The organism is Pseudomonas rhizosphaerae (assembly GCF_000761155.1).
Taxonomy (GTDB): domain Bacteria; phylum Pseudomonadota; class Gammaproteobacteria; order Pseudomonadales; family Pseudomonadaceae; genus Aquipseudomonas; species Aquipseudomonas rhizosphaerae.
This window is the reverse complement of sequence record NZ_CP009533.1, coordinates 797,176-814,785: the sequence shown is the minus strand read 5'-3', so window position 1 is coordinate 814,785 and position 17,610 is coordinate 797,176. Positions and strand designations below refer to the sequence as shown.

Sequence of the window (17,610 nt, the reverse complement as noted above, 5' to 3'; positions counted from 1 at the left end):
CCTTCTCAGGACGCTTGCCAGCAGGCGATGCCATTGCGTTGCAGCAGTGCCGCGGTTTCGAACAAACCCAGGCCGACGACGGCAGAATAACTGCCTTCGAGCTTTTCTACGAATATTGCCCCCAAGCCCTGGATGCCATACCCGCCCGCCTTGTCCGCCGGCTCGCCGCTGGCCCAATAGGCACGGGCTTCGGTTTCGCCGATTGAGCGGAAGGTGACGCGCGCAGATGCGGTGCAGGTGTCCATCCGCGCCCCGTCGAACAGCGCCACGGTGGTTATCACCTCATGAGTACTGCCGGACAACAGCGCCAGCATCGCCAGAGCGTCGACTTCATCGCCGGGCTTGCCGAGTATGCGCCCGTGGGCGATCACGGCCGTGTCCGCACCCAGCACCTGGCCGGCGCGCGGCTGCGGCAGCGAGTGCCAGCCTGCCTTGGCCTTTTCTTCGGCCATGCGCTGCACGTAGGCGAGGCTGGCTTCACCGGGCCGGGGCGTTTCGTCGATGGGAGCCTTGACCACGGTGAAGGGTACGCCGATCTGCGTCAGCAGCTCACGCCGCCGGGGCGAACTGGAAGCCAGGTACAGGGTAGACATGCGAGGCGTCTCCGCGTCGGGCCGCACGCGGGCCCGTCAGTTGATGCCCAGGCGCCTGCGCAAGCCACGCAACAGGTAGCTGACCCACGGCCAGAGCAAGGCGCTCATCAGCGCAGGCAGCAGCAGGGCCAGGGTAGGTTGACGGTTGCCGGTCAAGGCGCTCAGCCACAGCTGCACCAGCTGCGCCAGGCCGAAGACCACGAGGATGACCAGGCTCTGCTGCCACATCGGGAAGATGCGCATGCGCTGGGCCAGGGAAAGAATGAGGAACGTGATGAGACTGAGAATGAGCGCGTTCTGCCCAAGCAGGGTGCCGAACAGCACGTCTTGCGCCAAGCCCAGAACCCAGGCGGTGGTCATGCCTACCTTGTGCGGCACCGACAGTGTCCAGTAAGCCAGCAGCAGGGCCAGCCACAGCGGTCGCAAGACTTCCATGAACTGCGGCATCGGCGACACGCACAGCAACAGGCCGACCACGAAAGTCACCCAGATGACCCAGCCATTGCGCGAGCGCGTACTCACCATTATTGCCTCTCCCGTGATGTAGCCGGCGCGGACCGCGAAGGTGTCGCCGGGGTCGTGTGCGCGGGGGTGGTGGCCGGTGCGGTGCTGCGTGCAGGTGCGGCAGCTGCGGGTGTGGCAGCAGCCGGCGCAGTGGTTGGTGCGGTGGCTGGCGTTGCCTGGGCGCTGGCCTCGGGCGCGGCGCCCTGGCGATCGGCCGCTTCCTGTGCCTGCGCGGCCTCGGTGGCGCGCTGCTCCGGCGAGCGGCTGTCGCTGAACACCAGCAGCAGATAACGACTGCGGTTCAAGGCGGCGGTCGGCACGGCGCGAACGATGGCGAAGGGCTGCCCGGAGTCATGGATGACTTCCTTGACCGTGGCCACCGGGTAGCCCGCCGGGAAACGCTGGCCCAGGCCGGAGCTGACCAACAGGTCCCCTTCCTTGATGTCGGCGGTATCGGCCACATGACGCAACTCCAGACGCTCGGGGTTGCCCGTGCCACTGGCGATGGCGCGCAGGCCGTTGCGGTTGACCTGCACCGGAATGCTGTGGGTGGTGTCGGTGAGCAGCAGCACACGCGAGGTATAGGGCATCAATTCGACCACCTGGCCCATCAGCCCGCGGGCATCGAGCACTGGCTGGCCGAGCACCACGCCGTCGCGTTCGCCCTTGTTGATCAGGATGCGGTGGGTGAATGGGTTCGGGTCCATGCCGATCAGCTCGGCGACCTCGACCTTCTCGTTCACCAGCGCCGAAGAGTTGAGCAGCTCGCGCAGGCGCACATTCTGCTCGGTCAGCGCCGCGAGCTTCTGCAGGCGACCTTGCAGCAGCAGGCCTTCGGTCTTGAGTTTCTCGTTTTCGGCCAGCAATTCGGTGCGGCTGCCGAACTGGCTGGCAACGCCTTCGTACAGGCGTTGTGGCAGATCGGTTACCCAATAGGCACGCATCAGCACCAGCGACATTTCGCTGCGCACGGGTTTGAGCAGGGTGAAGCGTGCGTCGACGACCATCAGCGCGATCGACAGCACGACCAGCACCAACAGGCGCACGCCCAGTGAGGGGCCCTTGGTGAAAAGCGGTTTAATAAGCCGCTCCTCCCAGGCAAATGTTCATGTGGTCATTCATGTGACGGCAAACCGGCCCGGATCGAAAGTACAGGACGCATACAGGTAGCATCGAAGACGCTACCTGTAAACGACCCCAGGAATCTTTCCCGCGAAGTTATTCGCTGGAGAGCAGATCCATGGTGTGCTTGTCCATCATTTCCAGGGCGCGACCGCCACCACGAGCCACGCACGTCAGCGGGTCTTCGGCGACGATCACCGGCAGCCCGGTTTCCTGGGCCAGCAGCTTGTCGAGGTCGCGCAGCAGTGCGCCACCACCGGTCAGCACCAGGCCACGCTCGGCGATGTCGGAAGCCAGTTCAGGAGGCGACTGCTCGAGCGCGCTCTTGACTGCCTGCACGATAGTGGCGAGAGATTCCTGCAGGGCCTCGAGCACTTCGTTGGAGTTCAGGGTGAAGGCACGTGGCACGCCTTCGGCCAGGTTGCGGCCGCGGACGTCGACTTCGCGCACTTCGCCGCCTGGGTAGGCGGTGCCGATTTCCTGCTTGATGCGCTCGGCGGTGGATTCGCCGATCAGGCTGCCGTAGTTACGACGCACGTAGGTGACGATGGCTTCGTCGAAGCGGTCGCCGCCAACGCGGACGGACTCGGCATAGACCACGCCATTGAGCGAGATCAGGGCGATTTCGGTGGTACCACCGCCGATGTCGACGACCATCGAGCCACGGGCTTCCTCGACCGGCAGGCCGGCGCCGATGGCGGCCGCCATGGGCTCTTCGATCAGGAACACTTCGCGGGCACCGGCGCCGAGCGCCGATTCACGAATGGCACGACGTTCCACCTGGGTGGACTTGCAAGGTACACAGATCAGCACGCGCGGGCTGGGCTGCAGGAAGCTGTTCTCGTGCACCTTGTTGATGAAATATTGCAGCATCTTTTCGCAGACGCTGAAGTCGGCGATGACGCCGTCTTTCATCGGGCGAATGGCGGCGATGTTGCCGGGGGTACGGCCGAGCATGCGCTTGGCTTCGGTACCGACCGCAACGACACTTTTCTGATTACCGTGGGTCCGAATGGCCACAACCGATGGCTCATTCAGGACGATACCGCGCTCACGCACGTAAATAAGGGTGTTGGCAGTGCCCAGGTCAATGGAAAGATCGCTGGAAAACATGCCACGCAGTTTCTTGAACATGGGAAAAGGACCCTAGGCAACGCGTGGGTAAAAAAGTGCGGCAAACTCTAACAACGGCGGGGATTTTGGGCAAGGCGCCAATATGTTAAATTGGCTGTTTTTCCGGGCACGCCTGCACTCGATCGCGGCCATATGACCGCAAAAGTGCGATAGTGTTCCCCAAACCCACGGCTTTGCCGTATTTCATTTTCCACTGGAGACCCCCATGGCGCTTGAACGCTGCGACGTGGAAAAAATCGCTCACCTGGCCCGCCTGGGCCTGAATGACGCCGATCTGCCACGCACCATCGAAGCACTGAACAGCATTCTGGGCCTGGTCGACCAGATGCAAGCGGTCGACACCCGCGGCATCGAACCACTGGCCCATCCACTGGAAGCCAGCCAGCGGCTGCGCGCCGACCAGGTGACCGAACGCAACCAGCGCGACGCTTACCAGGCCATCGCACCGGCGGTCGAGAACGGCCTGTACCTGGTTCCGAAAGTCATCGAGTAAAGGGAAAAGAGCCTGCCATGCATCAACTGACACTGGCCGAGATCGCCCGCGGACTCGCCGACAAGAAGTTTTCCGCCGAAGAGCTGACCCGCACCCTGCTGGCGCGCATCGCCCAGCTGGACCCGCAGCTCAACAGCTTCATCACCGTCACCCCCGAGCACGCCATTGCCCAGGCACAGGCCGCCGATGCGCGCCGCGCCAACGGTGAAAGCGGTGCCCTGCTGGGCGTGCCGCTGGCCCACAAGGACCTGTTCTGCACCCAAGGCATCCGCACCAGCTGCGGCTCGAAGATGCTCGACAACTTCCAGGCCCCCTACGACGCTACCGTCGTGGCCAAGCTCAATGCGGCCGGCGCGGTCACCCTGGGCAAGCTGAACATGGACGAATTCGCCATGGGTTCGGCCAACGAGAACAGCCATTACGGCGCGGTGAAAAACCCCTGGAACCTGGCCCACGTGCCGGGCGGCTCATCGGGCGGCTCGGCTGCGGCCGTGGCTGCGCGTCTGCTTCCGGTGGCTACCGGCACCGACACCGGCGGGTCGATCCGCCAGCCGGCTGCGTTCACCAACCTCACCGGCATCAAGCCGACCTATGGTCGGGTGTCGCGCTGGGGCATGATCGCCTACGCTTCCAGCCTCGACCAGGCCGGCGTACTGGCGCGCAACGCCGAAGACTGCGCCCTGCTCCTGCAAGGCATGGCCGGCTTCGATCCGCAGGACTCCACCAGCATCGATGAACCGGTGCCCGACTACAGCGCCACCCTGGGCGATTCCCTGCAGGGTCTGCGCATCGGCGTGCCGAAGGAATACTTCGGTGCCGGCCTCGACCCGCGCATCGCCGAGCGAGTACAGGCAAGCATCGAGGCACTGGAAAAACTCGGCGCGGTGATCCAGCCCATCAGCCTGCCGAACATGCAGCAGGCGATCGCCGCCTACTACGTGATCGCGCCGGCCGAGGCGTCCTCCAACCTGTCGCGTTTCGACGGCGTGCGCTTCGGCTATCGCTGCGAGAATCCCAAGGACCTGACCGACTTGTACAAGCGTTCGCGCGCCGAAGGCTTCGGGCCGGAAGTACAGCGCCGCATCATGGTCGGGGCCTATGCACTGTCGGCCGGTTACTACGACGCCTACTACCTGCAGGCGCAGAAAATCCGCCGCCTGATCAAGAACGATTTCATGGCCGCCTTCGAAGACGTCGACATGATCCTCAGCCCGACCACGCCGAATCCGGCCTGGAAACTGGGCGCCAAGAATGCCGACCCGGTGGCCGCCTACCTGGAAGACATCTACACGATCACCGCCAACCTGGCGGGCCTGCCCGGCCTGTCGATGCCGGCCGGTTTCGTCGATGGCTTGCCAGTTGGCGTGCAGCTGCTGGCCCCCTACTTCCAGGAAGGCCGCCTGCTCAACGCGGCGCACCAGTACCAGCAAGTCACCGACTGGCACACTCGCGCGCCTGAAGGCTTCTAAGGAGAAACATCATGCAATGGGAAGTCGTGATCGGGCTGGAGATTCATACCCAGCTCGCCACCCAGTCGAAGATTTTCTCCGGCAGTTCCACTACGTTCGGCTCCGAGCCGAACACCCAGGCCAGTTTGGTCGACCTGGGCATGCCCGGCGTACTGCCGGTGCTCAACCAGGAAGCCGTGCGCATGGCCGTGATGTTCGGCCTGGCCATCGATGCCGAGATCGGCCAGCACAACGTGTTCGCGCGCAAGAACTACTTCTACCCCGACCTGCCCAAGGGCTACCAGATCAGCCAGATGGAACTGCCGATCGTCGGCAAGGGCCACTTGGATATCACCCTGGAAGACGGCACGGTCAAGCGCATCGGCGTGACCCGTGCGCACCTCGAAGAAGACGCAGGCAAGAGCCTGCACGAGGACTTCAGCGGCAGCACCGGCATCGACCTCAACCGTGCTGGCACACCGCTGCTGGAAATCGTTTCCGAGCCCGACATGCGCAGCGCCAAGGAAGCCGTGGCGTACGTCAAGGCGATCCATGCTTTAGTCCGCTACCTGGGCATCTGTGACGGCAACATGGCCGAAGGCTCGCTGCGCTGCGACTGCAACGTCTCGATCCGGCCCAAGGGTCAGGTCGAGTTCGGTACGCGCTGTGAGATCAAGAACGTCAACTCGTTCCGCTTCATCGAACGCGCCATCAACAGCGAGATCGCGCGCCAGATCGAACTGATCGAGGACGGTGGCAAGGTCATCCAGCAGACCCGCCTGTACGACCCGAACAAGGACGAGACACGGGCCATGCGCAGCAAGGAGGAAGCCAACGACTACCGTTACTTCCCCGACCCCGACCTGCTGCCGGTGGTGATCGAGGATTCGTTCCTGGAAACCACCCGGGCGACCCTGCCCGAGTTGCCGCCGGCCAAGCGCGAGCGCTTCCAGCGTGAATTCGGCTTGTCTGCGTACGACGCCAGCGTGCTGGCTTCGAGCCGCGAGCAGGCGGACTTCTTCGAGCAGGTCGTGGCCAGCTGCGGCGATGCCAAGCTGGCCGCCAACTGGGTCATGGTCGAGCTGGGCAGCCTGCTGAACAAGCAGGGCGTGGAAATCGAGGAATCGCCGGTCAGCGCGGCGCAATTGGGCGGCATGCTGCAGCGCATCAAGGACAACACCATCTCCGGCAAGATCGCCAAGATGGTCTTCGAAGCCATGGCCAACGGTGAAGGCGATGCCGACCAGATCATCGAGGCGCGCGGCCTGAAGCAGGTCACCGACAGTGGCGCCATCGAGAAGGTCCTGGACGAAGTGCTGGCCGCCAACGCCGAGCAGGTCGAACAGTACCGCGCGGCGGACGAAGCCAAACGCGGCAAGATGTTCGGCTTCTTCGTCGGTCAGGCCATGAAAGCGTCCAAGGGCAAGGCCAACCCGCAGCAGGTCAACGAGCTGCTCAAGAGCAAGCTGGCCGGCTGATGCAACAGCACACCCCCTGTAGCAGCGGCGCAAGCCGCGTCCGGCGTCGGCGCGGTGATTCAAACGGATCGCGGATACCGCTGACGCGGCTTGCGCCGCTGCTACGGGGGGCTTGTTCATTTGGGCGTCATGTCGTGTGTGCCGGTGCGATTGCGTTGTTGGCTGGTTGCGCCAGTTCGAACGGCATCATCGACCCGCGTGGTTACGACCGTGACGGGGTCGCCTCTTATTACGGCGCGCGCCACCATGGCGCTCGCACGGCCAGTGGCGAACGCTTCGATCAGCACGGCCTGACCGCGGCGCACCGCCAGCTACCATTCGGCACCCGAGTGGTGGTGACCAACCTGGCCAACCAACGCAACGTCATCGTACGGATCAACGACCGCGGTCCACACTCGCGCGGGCGCTTGATCGATGTGTCCAAGGGCGCCGCCGAAAAGTTGGGCATGCTGCGTAGCGGCACTGCCCGCGTGCGCGTGCAAACCTTGCAAGACTGACCCGGAGCCACCGCCATCTTCGATCTCGCCACCCTGCCCGCTCCGACCTTGCTGCAATTGCTGGCTGGGCTGGTTTTGCTGATTGCCGGCGCCGAATGGCTGGTGCGCGGCGCCGTGCGTCTGGCGGCCGCCCTCAAGGTACGGCCCCTGGTGGTGGGTTTGGGCGTGGTGGCGCTGGGCAGTAGCGCGCCGCAGTTGGCCGTCAGCCTGCAGGCCACGTATGTTGGCACGCCCGATATCGCCGTCGGCAGCCTGGTGGGCAGCAACATCTTCAGTTTGCTGGTAACCCTGGGGCTCTCTGCGCTGATCATCCCGCTACGGGTGTCCCGGCAACTGCTCAGGCTCGATATTCCCTTGCTGATCGCAGCCAGCGCGCTGGTGTTTGGATTGGCCCTGAACGAGCAGCTCGGACGCCTGGAAGGCAGCATCCTGCTTTTGGCCCTGGTGGGCTACCTGGGCGTATTGTGGCGTCAGTCGCGGCATCCGGGCCGAGTGGCGTCGACCCAGGGCACAGCGCCTTGGCTCAAGTGCCTGGGCATGATGCTGGGCGGGCTGCTGCTACTGGTTGCCGGAAGCCACTGGTTGCTGGAAGCGGCGCTGGAACTGGCCACCGATTTCGGCCTGTCGGATCGGGTGATCGGATTGACCATCGTCGCGGTCGGTACTTCGCTGCCGGAACTCGCCACCTCGCTGGTGGCCGCAATGCGCGGTCACCGCGAGATTGCAGTGGGCAACGTCATTGGCAGCAACCTGTTCAACCTGCTCGGCGTGCTCGGCCTGACCGCCCTGCTGGCGCCAGCGCCCTTGAGCGTTTCGCCCAACGCGCTGGATTTCGACCTGCCGGTGATGCTCGGCGTCACCTTGCTGTGCCTGCCGCTGTTCTATTCAGGGTACCGCGTGACACGGATCGAAGGACTGGTACTGCTCGGCCTGTACGTCGCTTACGGCCTGCATGTGGTGGCGTTCACCACCGGCATGCCACTGGCTGCAAGGCTGGAAGAGCTGATGCTGTTCTACGTGCTGCCGGTGCTCGCCGCGGTGGTGCTGTGGGGCACCGTTCGAGCCTGGCGTCGGCAGCACTGAGCGCCCCTTACCCTCGCCGCTTCTTGACAACCCATGCCAGCGCCAGCACTCCCAGCCAGACGGGAATCAGAAGCACCGAAATGCGGATGCCCGGGGTCATGTACATGATCACCAGAATGCCGGCCAGGAACAGCAGGCATACCCAGTTGGTGATCGGGTAACCCCAGCTCGGAAAGAACGTTGCATGAGCGTTGGCGCGCATGGCCTTGCGGAACTTCAAGTGGGTGATGCTGATGATGCCCCAGTTGATGACCAGTGCCGACACCGCCAGCGCCATCAGCAGGCCGAAGGCCTCGCCTGGCATCAGGTAGTTGATGAGCACGCTCAACCCGGTTGCCAGCGCGGAAATCCCCAGCGCCTTCATGGGCACGCCACGGCGGTTGACCTTGAGCAACGTCTTGGGTGCATCGCCCTGCACCGCCAGGCCAAACAGCATGCGGCTGTTGCAATAGACGCAACTGTTGTAGACCGACAGCGCTGCGGTCAGCACCACCACGTTGAGCACGGTCGCCACCACGTTGCTGTCCAGTGCGTGGAAGATCATCACGAACGGGCTGCCGCCCTCGACCACTTTCTGCCACGGGTACAGCGACAGCAGGATGGTCAATGCACCCACGTAGAACAGCAGGATGCGGTAGATCACCTGGTTGGTGGCCTTGGGAATGCTGCGCTTGGGGTCATCGGCTTCGGCGGCGGTAATGCCGACCAATTCCAGGCCGCCGAAGGAGAACATGATCACCGCCATGGCCAGGGTCAGGCCACCGATGCCATTGGGGAAGAAGCCGCCGTATTGCCAGAGGTTGGCAACGCTGGCATCCGGCCCGCCGTTGCCGGTGGCCAGCATCCAGGCGCCGAAGCCGATCATGCTGACGATGGCCGCCACTTTGATCAACGAAAACCAGAACTCCATTTCGCCGTAGATCTTCACCTGGAACATGTTGATCGCGTTGATCAGCACGAAGAACACCGCAGCCGAGGCCCAAGTGGGCACGTCCGGCCACCAATACTTGATGTAGATGCCCACGGCGGTCAGCTCGGCCATGCCCACCAGCACGTACAGCACCCAGTAGTTCCAGCCGGACATGAACCCGGCCAGGCCGCTCCAGTAGCGGTTGGCGAAATGGCTGAAAGTCCCGGTGACCGGTTCCTCGACCACCATTTCACCCAGTTGACGCATGATGAAGAAGGCGATCAGGCCGCCGATGGCGTAGCCCAGAATGACCGAAGGGCCTGCCATGCCGATGGTCTGGGCGATGCCCAGGAACAGGCCGGTACCGATGGCCCCGCCCAGGGCAATGAGCTGGATATGCCTGTTTTTCAGACCCCGATGCAGACCTTCGGGGGTGGATTGATCATCCATTGCGGTTCCTTAGCGGGTAAATGCTTGCCGGTGGGCAAGCAGCGTCTAGATCCAGCCGCCCCACTGCAATAGGAAAATTCCGATATTGGTGGTGATGGCTGCCGCCAGGGTGGTGATCACGATGATGGCGGCAGCGAGCGAATAGTTGCCGCCGCTGGCCCGCACCATGACATAACCGACCGAGGCCGAAGGAGCGCCAATATACAGGAACAGAATGCCCAGTTCCGCCCCGCGAAAGCCCAACAGCCAGGCACCGAATGTACCGACGATCGGCAGCAGGATCATTTTCACCGCGCTGGCGCTCAAGGCCACCGAGCCACTGCTGCGCAGCGCCGCCAGCGACAGGGTGCCGCCGATGCAGATCAGCGCCAGCGGCAGGCTCATCTGTGCAACGTAATCGGCGGAGGTCAGGATCCAGTTGGGGATGGGCACTTGCAGCCAGGCGAAGGGCACGGCCAACGCCACGCTGATGATCAGCGGGTTGACCAGGATGCTCTTGCAGATGCTCAGGGGGTCGGACTTGATGTTGGGGCTGTAGATCGCCAGCACCACGACGGACAGCGAGTTGTACAGCACGATCACCAGGCCCGCGAGGATCGAACCCAGGGAAATACCATAGTCGCCATACATGCTGCCGGCCAGGGCCAGGCCGATGACACCGTTGTTGCCGCGAAAAGCGCCTTGGGTGAAGACCCCGCGATCGACTTCGGGGCAACGCTTGGTGGCGATCCACCAGGCGATGGCGAAGCTGCCGACGGTGGCCACCACGAAGTACACCAGCAAACCGGGCTTGAGCGCCGAGCGCAGGTCGGCGTGGTAGATGCCCAGGAACAGCAACGAAGGCATGCAGACGTTGAATACCAAGGCCGAGGCGGTCTTGATGAAGTTATCGTTGATCCACTCGATTCGCTTCAGCCCATAGCCGAGAAACAGCATGGCGAACACCGGAGCGGTCACGTTCAGGGTCTGCAGAAATAGGGCGAGCATGCCGGAGGAACCTGTTGCCTGGGGTCAGGCGACAATGATAGCGAGGATAGGGGGATGAGGCGGGGAAATTCTGGCAAAGCGTGTGTTTGGGCAGCTCCTTCACGGGCAGAGGGCTCACCGCCCGCCCCGCTCCCACAAAGATCCCCAGCGTCTGCAAGATCCCAGTAGGAGCGGTTAGCGGCCGCGAAAGCCGCACCGCGGTTCTGAAGCTTACTGCGGACCCATCTTGTCCATCAGGGCGGCGAGCATTTCGTACTCTTCGCCGGTCAGGTCAGTCAGCGGGGTGCGCACCGGACCTGCGTCGTAGCCAGCGATCTTGGCGCCAGCCTTGACGATGCTGACGGCATAGCCGGATTTACGATTGCGGATGTCCAGGTAAGGCAGGAAGAAATCGTCGATCAGCTTGCCTACGGTGACGTGATCTTCTGCGGCGATCGCGTGGTAGAAGTCCATCGCGGTCTTGGGGATGAAGTTGAACACGGCAGACGAATACACCGGCACGCCCAGCGCCTTGTAGGCCGCTGCGTAGACTTCGGCGGTCGGCAGGCCACCCAGGTAGCTGAAGCGGTCGCCCAGACGGCGACGGATCGAGACCATCAGTTCGATGTCGCCCAGGCCGTCCTTGTAGCCGATCAGGTTCGGGCAGGTTTCGGCCAGACGCTCGAGCAACGGTGCGTTCAGGCGGCAAACGTTGCGGTTGTAGACGATGACGCCGATGTTGACCGATTTGCACACGGCCTCGACATGGGCGGCCACGCCATCCTGGCTGGCTTCGGTCAGGTAGTGCGGCAGCAGCAACAGGCCTTTGGCGCCCAGGCGCTCGGCTTCCTGTGCGTATTCGATGGCCTGGCGAGTGGAACCGCCAACGCCTGCAAGAATAGGCACGCTGGTGGCGCAGGTGTCGACCGCGGTCTTGATCACCTGCGAGTACTCGCTGGCGGCCAGGGAGAAGAACTCACCGGTGCCGCCGGCAGCGAACAGGGCGCTGGCACCGTAAGGGGCAAGCCATTCGAGGCGCTTGATGTAGCCTTCGCGGTGGAAGTCGCCCTGGGCAGTGAAGTCGGTTACCGGGAAAGACAGCAAACCGTGATTGAGGATGGACTTTAGTTCTTGTGGATTCATTGTTTGAACACCCTGAGTCGCATGGAAAATTGAACAACCGAGCAGCCGTGGCTGGCTGATGTCGTACGTCATCGTACAACCACTCTTGGAGTTCCTCAATAGCAGGAGCGAAGTATTTTGCGTTTGTCAGCGATACGACAGATGCACCGCATCGACCGCCGACGCGGCTTGCGCCGCTGCTATGGGGATTGCGTATATTCGTGCCGGCCTCGCCGCGTAGGGTCAGGCAGATCACCTTGTCCGCCGACGCGGCTTGCGCCGCTGCTACACGGGATTGCGTATATCTGTGCCGGGTCGAGCGGATCGCATGCAACGCCAATGCGACTTGCGGTATTTCTGTAGCAGCGGCGCGAGCCGCGTCCGGCCTCACCGCGCAGGCTCAGGTGTACCGGATCAAACCCCGCTTGCTTCGGCTTCCTGGTGGGCCTGGCGCAGGCGTTCGCGGCTGTTGGTCAGGTGCAGGCGCATGGCAGCCCGTGCGGCATCGGCGTCCTGGCGGGCGATGGCGTCGTAGATTTCCTCGTGCTCGCGGCTGAGCCGGGTCATGTAGTGCTGTTGGTCATCGTGTGCCAGGCGTGCGGAATTGAGCCGGGTGCGGGGAATGATGCTGGTGCCCAGGTGCGTCATGATGTCGGTGAAGTAGCGGTTGCCGGTGGACAAGGCAATCTGCAGATGAAACTGGAAATCGGACGCCACGGCATCACTGGCATGGGCCGCGCTTTCGTTCAGTGCATCGAGGGCTGCGCGCATGGCGGCGAGTTGTTCGGGCGAGCGCCGATTGGCGGCCAGGCCAGCGGACTCGACTTCCAGGCTGATGCGCAACTCGAGCACTGCCAGTACGTCGCGCAAGGTGACGATGGTCGCCGGATCGATGCGAAAGCCACTGGGGCTGGGCGTATCGAGCACGAATGTGCCGATGCCATGGCGGGTTTCCACCTGCCCCGCCGCCTGCAGCCGGGAAATGGCTTCACGCACCACGGTCCGGCTGACGCCTTGTTCCTCCATGATGGCCGACTCGGTTGGCAGCTTGTCGCCACGCTTGAGTTGGCCATCGAGGATGCGCTGGGTCAACACGGCGACCAGTTCCTGGGCCAGGCTGCGCGGTTTGCGGCGGGCGCGAGGGGCGGCGCTCTGAGTATCCATAGTGAAAGTCATTCTCGAAACAGTCGGTGATTGAAGCAATCATAGCCTAAAGCGGGTTGTACGATCATGGCATGAGTCGCCGAAACCCCCGGCTGGCGGGTGAATGACGCCCGCACGCATGGGCAAGGCGCCAACCAGAGCCTTCGCTGCACGCTCAGCGACGCACGGGCCGCTTCTGCAATTTGCGTTGCAATGTGCGTCGATGCATACCTAGCGCTCGCGCCGTGGCCGAAATGTTGCCGGCGTGCTCGGTGAGCACGCGCTGAATGTGCTCCCATTGCAGGCGGTCGACCGACATCGGGTTTTCCGGCACCAGGGTATCGAGGTCGGCGTGCTCGGCCGACAGGGCAGCCAATACGTCATCGGCGTCCGCAGGTTTGCACAGGTAGTTGCAGGCGCCGCGCTTGATCGCCTCCACGGCGGTGGCAATGCTCGAATAGCCGGTGAGAATCACCACGCGCATCTCCGGGTCGAGCTCCAGCAGCTTGGGCAGCAGGACCAGTCCGGAATCGCCGTCCATCTTCAGGTCCAGCGCAGCGTAGTCCGGCACATCGTCCTGGGCCAGCTTCAAGCCTTCCTCGGCGCTGCCTGCGGTACTGACACGGAAGCCCCGGCGGCTCATGGCGCGGGCCATGACACGGGTAAAGGTGGCGTCGTCGTCCACCAGCAACAGGTGCGGCAGCTCTTCGCCTTCGACTTGGTGTTCGTCAGTCATTGATCATCTCCTCGGACGCCACGGGGCAGGCGCAGCTCGGTGAGCGTACCGCCCTCTTCATGACTATAGAGTTTTACCGAGCCGCCAGCACGAGTCACGCTGGCCTTGCTCAAGAACAGGCCAAGGCCGAAGCCCTTGCCCTTGGTGGTGAAGAACGGCTTGCCGATCTGCTCGGCAATCGCCAGGGGGACACCCGCGCCGTGGTCACGGATCACGATGAAGATGTCTTCGCTGTCCCAGTCCAGCTTGACCTCGAGGTTGTCGGGGCAGGCGTCGGCGGCGTTGTTGAGCAGGTTGAGCAGCGCTTGGGTAAGGTCCGGCGGCGGCGCCAGGTGGGGAACCTCGCCCTGGCCCACGCGATGGAAGCGATAGCTGGATTCGGGGCGCATCAGGTGCCAGCGATTGAGGGCTTCGTCGAGCCAGGCGGTCACCGGCTGGTCGACTACCGCCATGCGTCGGTTGGCCTCGGCGGCGCGCACCAGTTGCTGCAGGGTCTCCTTGCACAGCTTGACCTGATCCTGCAGCACTTGCAGGTCTTCCTGCAGTTCGGGCTGGGGATGGTCCTGACGCATTTCCTTGAGCAGCACGCTCATCGTGGCCAGCGGCGTGCCCAGTTCGTGGGCGGCGCCTGCGGCCTCGGTGGCCACGGCCAGCAGCTGCTGGTCGCGCAGCCCCTCTTCGCGGCGCTGGGCGCGCAGTCGTTCCTGGCGGCGCAACTCCTCGGCCATCTTGGCGGCGAAGAAGGTGATCACCGAAGCCGCCAGGGCGAAGCTCAGCCACATGCCGTAGATCTGCAGGTTTTCACGGCCGATCGGCAGTGCATCGAGGGGGTAGAAGTGCGCCAGCATGAAGGTGTAGCACGCCAGGGCGATACCCGACAGCACCAGGGAATAGACCCACGGCAGGGTGACGGCGGCGATGGTCAGCGGCACCAGGTAGTAGGAAACGAACGGGTTGGCGCCGCCGCCCGAGTAGTACAGCAGGACACTGTGGATGAGCAGGTCGCAAGCCAGTTGCAGGGCATATTCCAGCTCGGTGACCGGCAACGAGAAGCGCAGGCGCAGGACGGTCAGCGCGCAGAGAATGGCCGACACCGCCAGGGTTGTGCTCAACGCCAGCCAAGGCAAGGGCAGCAGGTGCGTGAGGTAGGCGAAGCCGACCGAACCGGCCTGTGCGGCCAGTACCAGTGTGCGGATGAAGGTCAGGCGCCAGAGGTTCTGGCGGGATGCGGAAAGAGGCATAGGGTGGGCGAGCATGTGCTCTCCAGTGAGCGCTGCAGGCGGATCGGTGCAAGTATAACCAACTCGGCGCGCCGACAGCGGAAACTGCGGCAAATGACCGCGTTCGTCATCCAGACCTTCGGTTTAGTGTGAAAGGTGGTAGGTCCATGTGCGCCTCTCAGGAACCGCATCCCGCCTGGTCAGTCTTACGCAGCACCTACAACAAGGAGTTTTCCATGCCCGTCATCACCCGCAGCGCCGCCCTGGTCCTTGGCGCAAGCCTGTTGTCCAGCCTCCCTGCCCTGGCCGACGAGGCCCGCTACAATCAGATTTCCCTGCGTGCCGAGGTCAGCCAGGAAGTGCCTCGCGACCTGATGCTCGTGACCCTCTACAGCGAAGAACAGAACGCCGACCCAGCCAAGCTCGCCGCCGGCATCAGCGATACCCTGAACAAGGCCCTGGCCCAGGCCCGTGAGGTCAAGGGCGTGATCGTACGCCAGGGCAGTCGCAACAGCTATCCGATCTACGATGACAAGGGCCAGACCATCACTGGCTGGCGCGAACGTGCCGAAGTTCGCCTGGAAAGCGCCGACTTCCCTGCTTTGTCCAAGCTCACCGGCGAACTGTTGCAGAGCTTGAAGATGGGCGCCATGGACTTCTCCATCGCCGACAAGACTCGCAAGCAGAGCGAAGACGCCCTGCTCAAGGAAGCGGTGGCCGCGTTCAAGGCCCGGGCCCAACTGGCCACCGACGCCCTGGGTGGCAAGAGCTACAAGGTGGTCAACCTCAACCTCAACAGCGCGGGTTACCCTCGCCCCTACGCCTCGGCTCCCATGATGATGAAAGCCGCACGTGCCGACGCCGCCCCGGTGACCCCGGATGTGGAAGCCGGCACCAGCGAGGTCAGCATCAACGCCGACGGCGTCATCGAAGTCATGATGCCTTGATACGCTGTCGCCCATGAGGGCATACCCCTCCTGCAGGAGGGGTTCTGTCCGCGAAGACGACTCAGTCTGTACATCCCTTCATCTATCGAGGCTCCCTATGGATATCCCTGCCTTCAAGCCCCTGCTGCTCACCGCTGCCCTGTGCGCCGGGATGCCCATGGCCCAAGCCGCAAGCACGCTGGTGTACTGCTCCGAAGCCAGCCCCGCCGGTTTCGACCCCAGCCAGTACACCAGCGGCACCGATTTCGACGCCTCGGCGGAAACCGTCTTCAATCGCCTGACCCAGTTCAAGCGCGGCGGTACCGAAGTCGAACCAGGGCTGGCCACCTCGTGGGATGTCTCCCCGGACGGCTTGACCTACACCTTCCACCTGCGCGAAGGCGTCAAGTTCCACACCACCGACTACTTCACGCCCAGCCGTGACTTCAACGCGGGCGATGTGCTGTTCACCTTCCAGCGCCTGCTCGACCCTGAGCACCCATTCCGCAAGGCCTACCCTTCGGAATCGCCGTACTTCACCGACATGGGCTTGAACACCAACATCAAGTCGGTCAGCAAACAGGATGAGCACACCGTAATGTTCACCCTGAACACGGTCGACGCTGCTTTCGTGCAGAACCTGGCGATGAGTTTCGCCTCGGTGCAATCGGCCGAATACGCAGACCAATTGCTCAAGCAGGGCAAGGCTGCCGACATCAACCAGAAACCCATCGGCACCGGCCCGTTCGTGTTCAAGCGTTACCAGAAGGATTCGCAGATCCGCTACACCGCCAACAAGGCGTACTGGAAGCCCGAAGACGTCAAGCTCGACAACCTGATCTTCTCCATCAGTACCGATGCTGCAGTGCGCCTGCAGAAACTCAAGGCCGGCGAATGCCAGGTCAGTGGGTATCCGCGCCCGGCCGACATCGACGTGATGAAACAGGATCCCAACCTGCGGGTGCTGAGCCAGCCCGGCTTCAACCTGGGCTTTCTTGCCTACAACGTGACCCATCCGCCGCTCGATCAGCTCAAGGTGCGTCAGGCACTGGACATGGCCATCGACAAGCCGGCCATCATCAAGGCGGTCTACCAGAGCGCCGGTCAGTTGGCGCAGAACGCCCTGCCCCCTGCGCAATGGTCGTACGACACCCGCATCAAAGACGCGCCCCACGACATTACCAAGGCCCGTGCCCTGCTCAAGGAGGCCGGAATAAAAGAGGGCACGACCATCGACCTGTGGGCCATGACGGTGCAGCGCGCATCCAACCCCAATGCGCGCATGTCGGCGCAGATGATCCAGAATGACTGGGCCAAGATCGACATCAAGGCCAACATCGTCAGCTATGAATGGGGCGAGTACATCAAGCGCGCCAAGAACGGCGAGCACGACACCATGATCTATGGCTGGACTGGCGACAATGGCGACCCCGACAATTGGCTCGGTGTGCTCTACAGCTGCGCCGCGGTCAAGGGCAGCAACTACGCCAAATGGTGCGATCCGGCCTACGACAAGCTGATCCAGCAGGCCAAGCTGAGCAGCGACCGCGACGAACGCGTGAAGCTGTACCAGCAGGCGCAGGCCATTCTCAAGCAACAGGTGCCCATCACGCCGATTGCCAACTCGACCGTATTCCAACCCATGCGCAAGGAAGTCCAGGATTTCCGCATCAGCCCCTTCGGCCTGACGCCCTTCTATGGTGTCAGCCTTTCGCAGTGATACCGAACGCCCCATTGCAGTGCGTCACCGTGGTGCAATGGGGTCGATAACTGTGCGTTCGCCTG

At 63.3% G+C, this 17,610-nt stretch carries 17 protein-coding genes; 7 read left to right on the top strand and 10 right to left on the bottom strand.

Going from position 1 to position 17,610, the window contains the following annotated elements:
- Positions 1-5: 5 nt before the first annotated feature.
- The 4 genes from LT40_RS03715 to mreB all read right to left on the bottom strand — a co-directional run bounded on the left by LT40_RS03715 (position 6) and on the right by mreB (position 3,353).
- Positions 6-593, bottom strand: a complete 588-nt coding sequence (locus LT40_RS03715; protein WP_043186660.1) for a Maf family protein — start codon at positions 591-593, stop codon at positions 6-8.
- A gap of 36 nt (positions 594-629) precedes the next feature.
- Positions 630-1,118: a rod shape-determining protein MreD gene (gene mreD / locus LT40_RS03710; protein ID WP_043186657.1), complete on the bottom strand. Its 489-nt coding sequence runs from the start codon at positions 1,116-1,118 to the stop codon at positions 630-632.
- On the bottom strand, positions 1,118-2,149 hold the full coding sequence (gene mreC / locus LT40_RS03705) for a rod shape-determining protein MreC (protein WP_237749310.1): 1,032 nt from the start codon (positions 2,147-2,149) through the stop codon (positions 1,118-1,120). The genes mreD and mreC overlap by 1 nt, the downstream gene beginning before the upstream one ends.
- A 166-nt stretch (positions 2,150-2,315) precedes the next feature.
- Entirely contained in the window at positions 2,316-3,353 is a 1,038-nt protein-coding gene (mreB, locus tag LT40_RS03700) for a rod shape-determining protein MreB (protein WP_008371426.1), read from the bottom strand.
- 205 nt (positions 3,354-3,558) lie between these two features.
- Here mreB and gatC point away from each other — a divergent pair, with 205 nt between their 5' ends.
- The 5 genes from gatC (at position 3,559) to LT40_RS03675 (ending at position 8,352) form a co-directional block, all read left to right on the top strand.
- Positions 3,559-3,846, top strand: a complete 288-nt coding sequence (gatC, locus tag LT40_RS03695; RefSeq protein WP_043186652.1) for an Asp-tRNA(Asn)/Glu-tRNA(Gln) amidotransferase subunit GatC — start codon at positions 3,559-3,561, stop codon at positions 3,844-3,846.
- Positions 3,847-3,863: 17 nt separating this feature from the next.
- Positions 3,864-5,315, top strand: coding sequence for an Asp-tRNA(Asn)/Glu-tRNA(Gln) amidotransferase subunit GatA (gene gatA, locus LT40_RS03690; RefSeq protein ID WP_043186649.1), 1,452 nt, complete (start codon positions 3,864-3,866; stop codon positions 5,313-5,315).
- An 11-nt stretch (positions 5,316-5,326) separates the two neighbouring features.
- A complete protein-coding gene (gene gatB / locus LT40_RS03685) occupies positions 5,327-6,772 on the top strand; it encodes an Asp-tRNA(Asn)/Glu-tRNA(Gln) amidotransferase subunit GatB (protein ID WP_043186646.1) in 1,446 nt (481 codons plus the stop codon).
- Between the two features lie 134 nt (positions 6,773-6,906).
- Positions 6,907-7,269 (top strand): septal ring lytic transglycosylase RlpA family protein, encoded by a 363-nt coding sequence (locus LT40_RS03680; protein ID WP_043186643.1) that lies wholly within the window; start codon positions 6,907-6,909, stop codon positions 7,267-7,269.
- Between the two features lie 57 nt (positions 7,270-7,326).
- Positions 7,327-8,352: a calcium/sodium antiporter gene (locus LT40_RS03675; RefSeq protein WP_043193275.1), complete on the top strand. Its 1,026-nt coding sequence runs from the start codon at positions 7,327-7,329 to the stop codon at positions 8,350-8,352.
- A gap of 7 nt (positions 8,353-8,359) precedes the next feature.
- Here the strand turns inward: LT40_RS03675 and LT40_RS03670 are convergent, their stop codons facing one another.
- From LT40_RS03670 to LT40_RS03645, 6 genes are all read right to left on the bottom strand, one after another.
- The gene (locus LT40_RS03670; protein WP_043186638.1) at positions 8,360-9,712 is read right to left on the bottom strand and encodes an amino acid permease; all 1,353 of its coding nucleotides are present in this window, start codon (positions 9,710-9,712) and stop codon (positions 8,360-8,362) included.
- 45 nt (positions 9,713-9,757) lie between these two features.
- On the bottom strand, positions 9,758-10,699 hold the full coding sequence (locus LT40_RS03665) for an AEC family transporter (RefSeq protein WP_043186633.1): 942 nt from the start codon (positions 10,697-10,699) through the stop codon (positions 9,758-9,760).
- Between the two features lie 210 nt (positions 10,700-10,909).
- A complete protein-coding gene (kdgD, locus tag LT40_RS03660) occupies positions 10,910-11,821 on the bottom strand; it encodes a 5-dehydro-4-deoxyglucarate dehydratase (RefSeq protein ID WP_043186629.1) in 912 nt (303 codons plus the stop codon).
- A gap of 393 nt (positions 11,822-12,214) precedes the next feature.
- A complete protein-coding gene (locus LT40_RS03655) occupies positions 12,215-12,964 on the bottom strand; it encodes a FadR/GntR family transcriptional regulator (RefSeq protein ID WP_043186627.1) in 750 nt (249 codons plus the stop codon).
- A 154-nt stretch (positions 12,965-13,118) separates the two neighbouring features.
- Entirely contained in the window at positions 13,119-13,679 is a 561-nt protein-coding gene (locus tag LT40_RS03650) for a response regulator transcription factor (RefSeq protein ID WP_043186624.1), read from the bottom strand.
- Entirely contained in the window at positions 13,676-14,935 is a 1,260-nt protein-coding gene (locus tag LT40_RS03645; RefSeq protein ID WP_043186621.1) for an ATP-binding protein, read from the bottom strand. The genes LT40_RS03650 and LT40_RS03645 overlap by 4 nt, the downstream gene beginning before the upstream one ends.
- 200 nt (positions 14,936-15,135) lie before the next feature.
- Here LT40_RS03645 and LT40_RS03640 point away from each other — a divergent pair, with 200 nt between their 5' ends.
- On the top strand, positions 15,136-15,846 hold the full coding sequence (locus LT40_RS03640) for an SIMPL domain-containing protein (protein WP_043186618.1): 711 nt from the start codon (positions 15,136-15,138) through the stop codon (positions 15,844-15,846).
- Between the two features lie 97 nt (positions 15,847-15,943).
- The gene (locus LT40_RS03635) at positions 15,944-17,545 is read left to right on the top strand and encodes an ABC transporter substrate-binding protein (RefSeq protein WP_043186616.1); all 1,602 of its coding nucleotides are present in this window, start codon (positions 15,944-15,946) and stop codon (positions 17,543-17,545) included.
- Positions 17,546-17,610: the final 65 nt, after the last annotated feature.

Excerpts from the sequence above, each read along its gene's own strand:
- LT40_RS03715 (WP_043186660.1), bottom strand. The coding sequence starts at position 593 with ATGTCTACCCTGTACCTGGCTTCCAGTTCGCCCCGGCGGCGTGAGCTG.
- mreD (WP_043186657.1), bottom strand. The coding sequence starts at position 1,118 with ATGGTGAGTACGCGCTCGCGCAATGGCTGGGTCATCTGGGTGACTTTC.
- mreB (WP_008371426.1), bottom strand. The coding sequence starts at position 3,353 with ATGTTCAAGAAACTGCGTGGCATGTTTTCCAGCGATCTTTCCATTGAC.
- gatC (WP_043186652.1), top strand. The coding sequence starts at position 3,559 with ATGGCGCTTGAACGCTGCGACGTGGAAAAAATCGCTCACCTGGCCCGC.
- gatA (WP_043186649.1), top strand. The coding sequence starts at position 3,864 with ATGCATCAACTGACACTGGCCGAGATCGCCCGCGGACTCGCCGACAAG.
- gatB (WP_043186646.1), top strand. The coding sequence starts at position 5,327 with ATGCAATGGGAAGTCGTGATCGGGCTGGAGATTCATACCCAGCTCGCC.
- LT40_RS03670 (WP_043186638.1), bottom strand. The coding sequence starts at position 9,712 with ATGGATGATCAATCCACCCCCGAAGGTCTGCATCGGGGTCTGAAAAAC.
- LT40_RS03665 (WP_043186633.1), bottom strand. The coding sequence starts at position 10,699 with ATGCTCGCCCTATTTCTGCAGACCCTGAACGTGACCGCTCCGGTGTTC.
- kdgD (WP_043186629.1), bottom strand. The coding sequence starts at position 11,821 with ATGAATCCACAAGAACTAAAGTCCATCCTCAATCACGGTTTGCTGTCT.
- LT40_RS03655 (WP_043186627.1), bottom strand. The coding sequence starts at position 12,964 with ATGGATACTCAGAGCGCCGCCCCTCGCGCCCGCCGCAAACCGCGCAGC.
- LT40_RS03650 (WP_043186624.1), bottom strand. The coding sequence starts at position 13,679 with ATGACTGACGAACACCAAGTCGAAGGCGAAGAGCTGCCGCACCTGTTG.
- LT40_RS03645 (WP_043186621.1), bottom strand. The coding sequence starts at position 14,935 with ATGCTCGCCCACCCTATGCCTCTTTCCGCATCCCGCCAGAACCTCTGG.
- LT40_RS03640 (WP_043186618.1), top strand. The coding sequence starts at position 15,136 with ATGCCCGTCATCACCCGCAGCGCCGCCCTGGTCCTTGGCGCAAGCCTG.
- LT40_RS03635 (WP_043186616.1), top strand. The coding sequence starts at position 15,944 with ATGGATATCCCTGCCTTCAAGCCCCTGCTGCTCACCGCTGCCCTGTGC.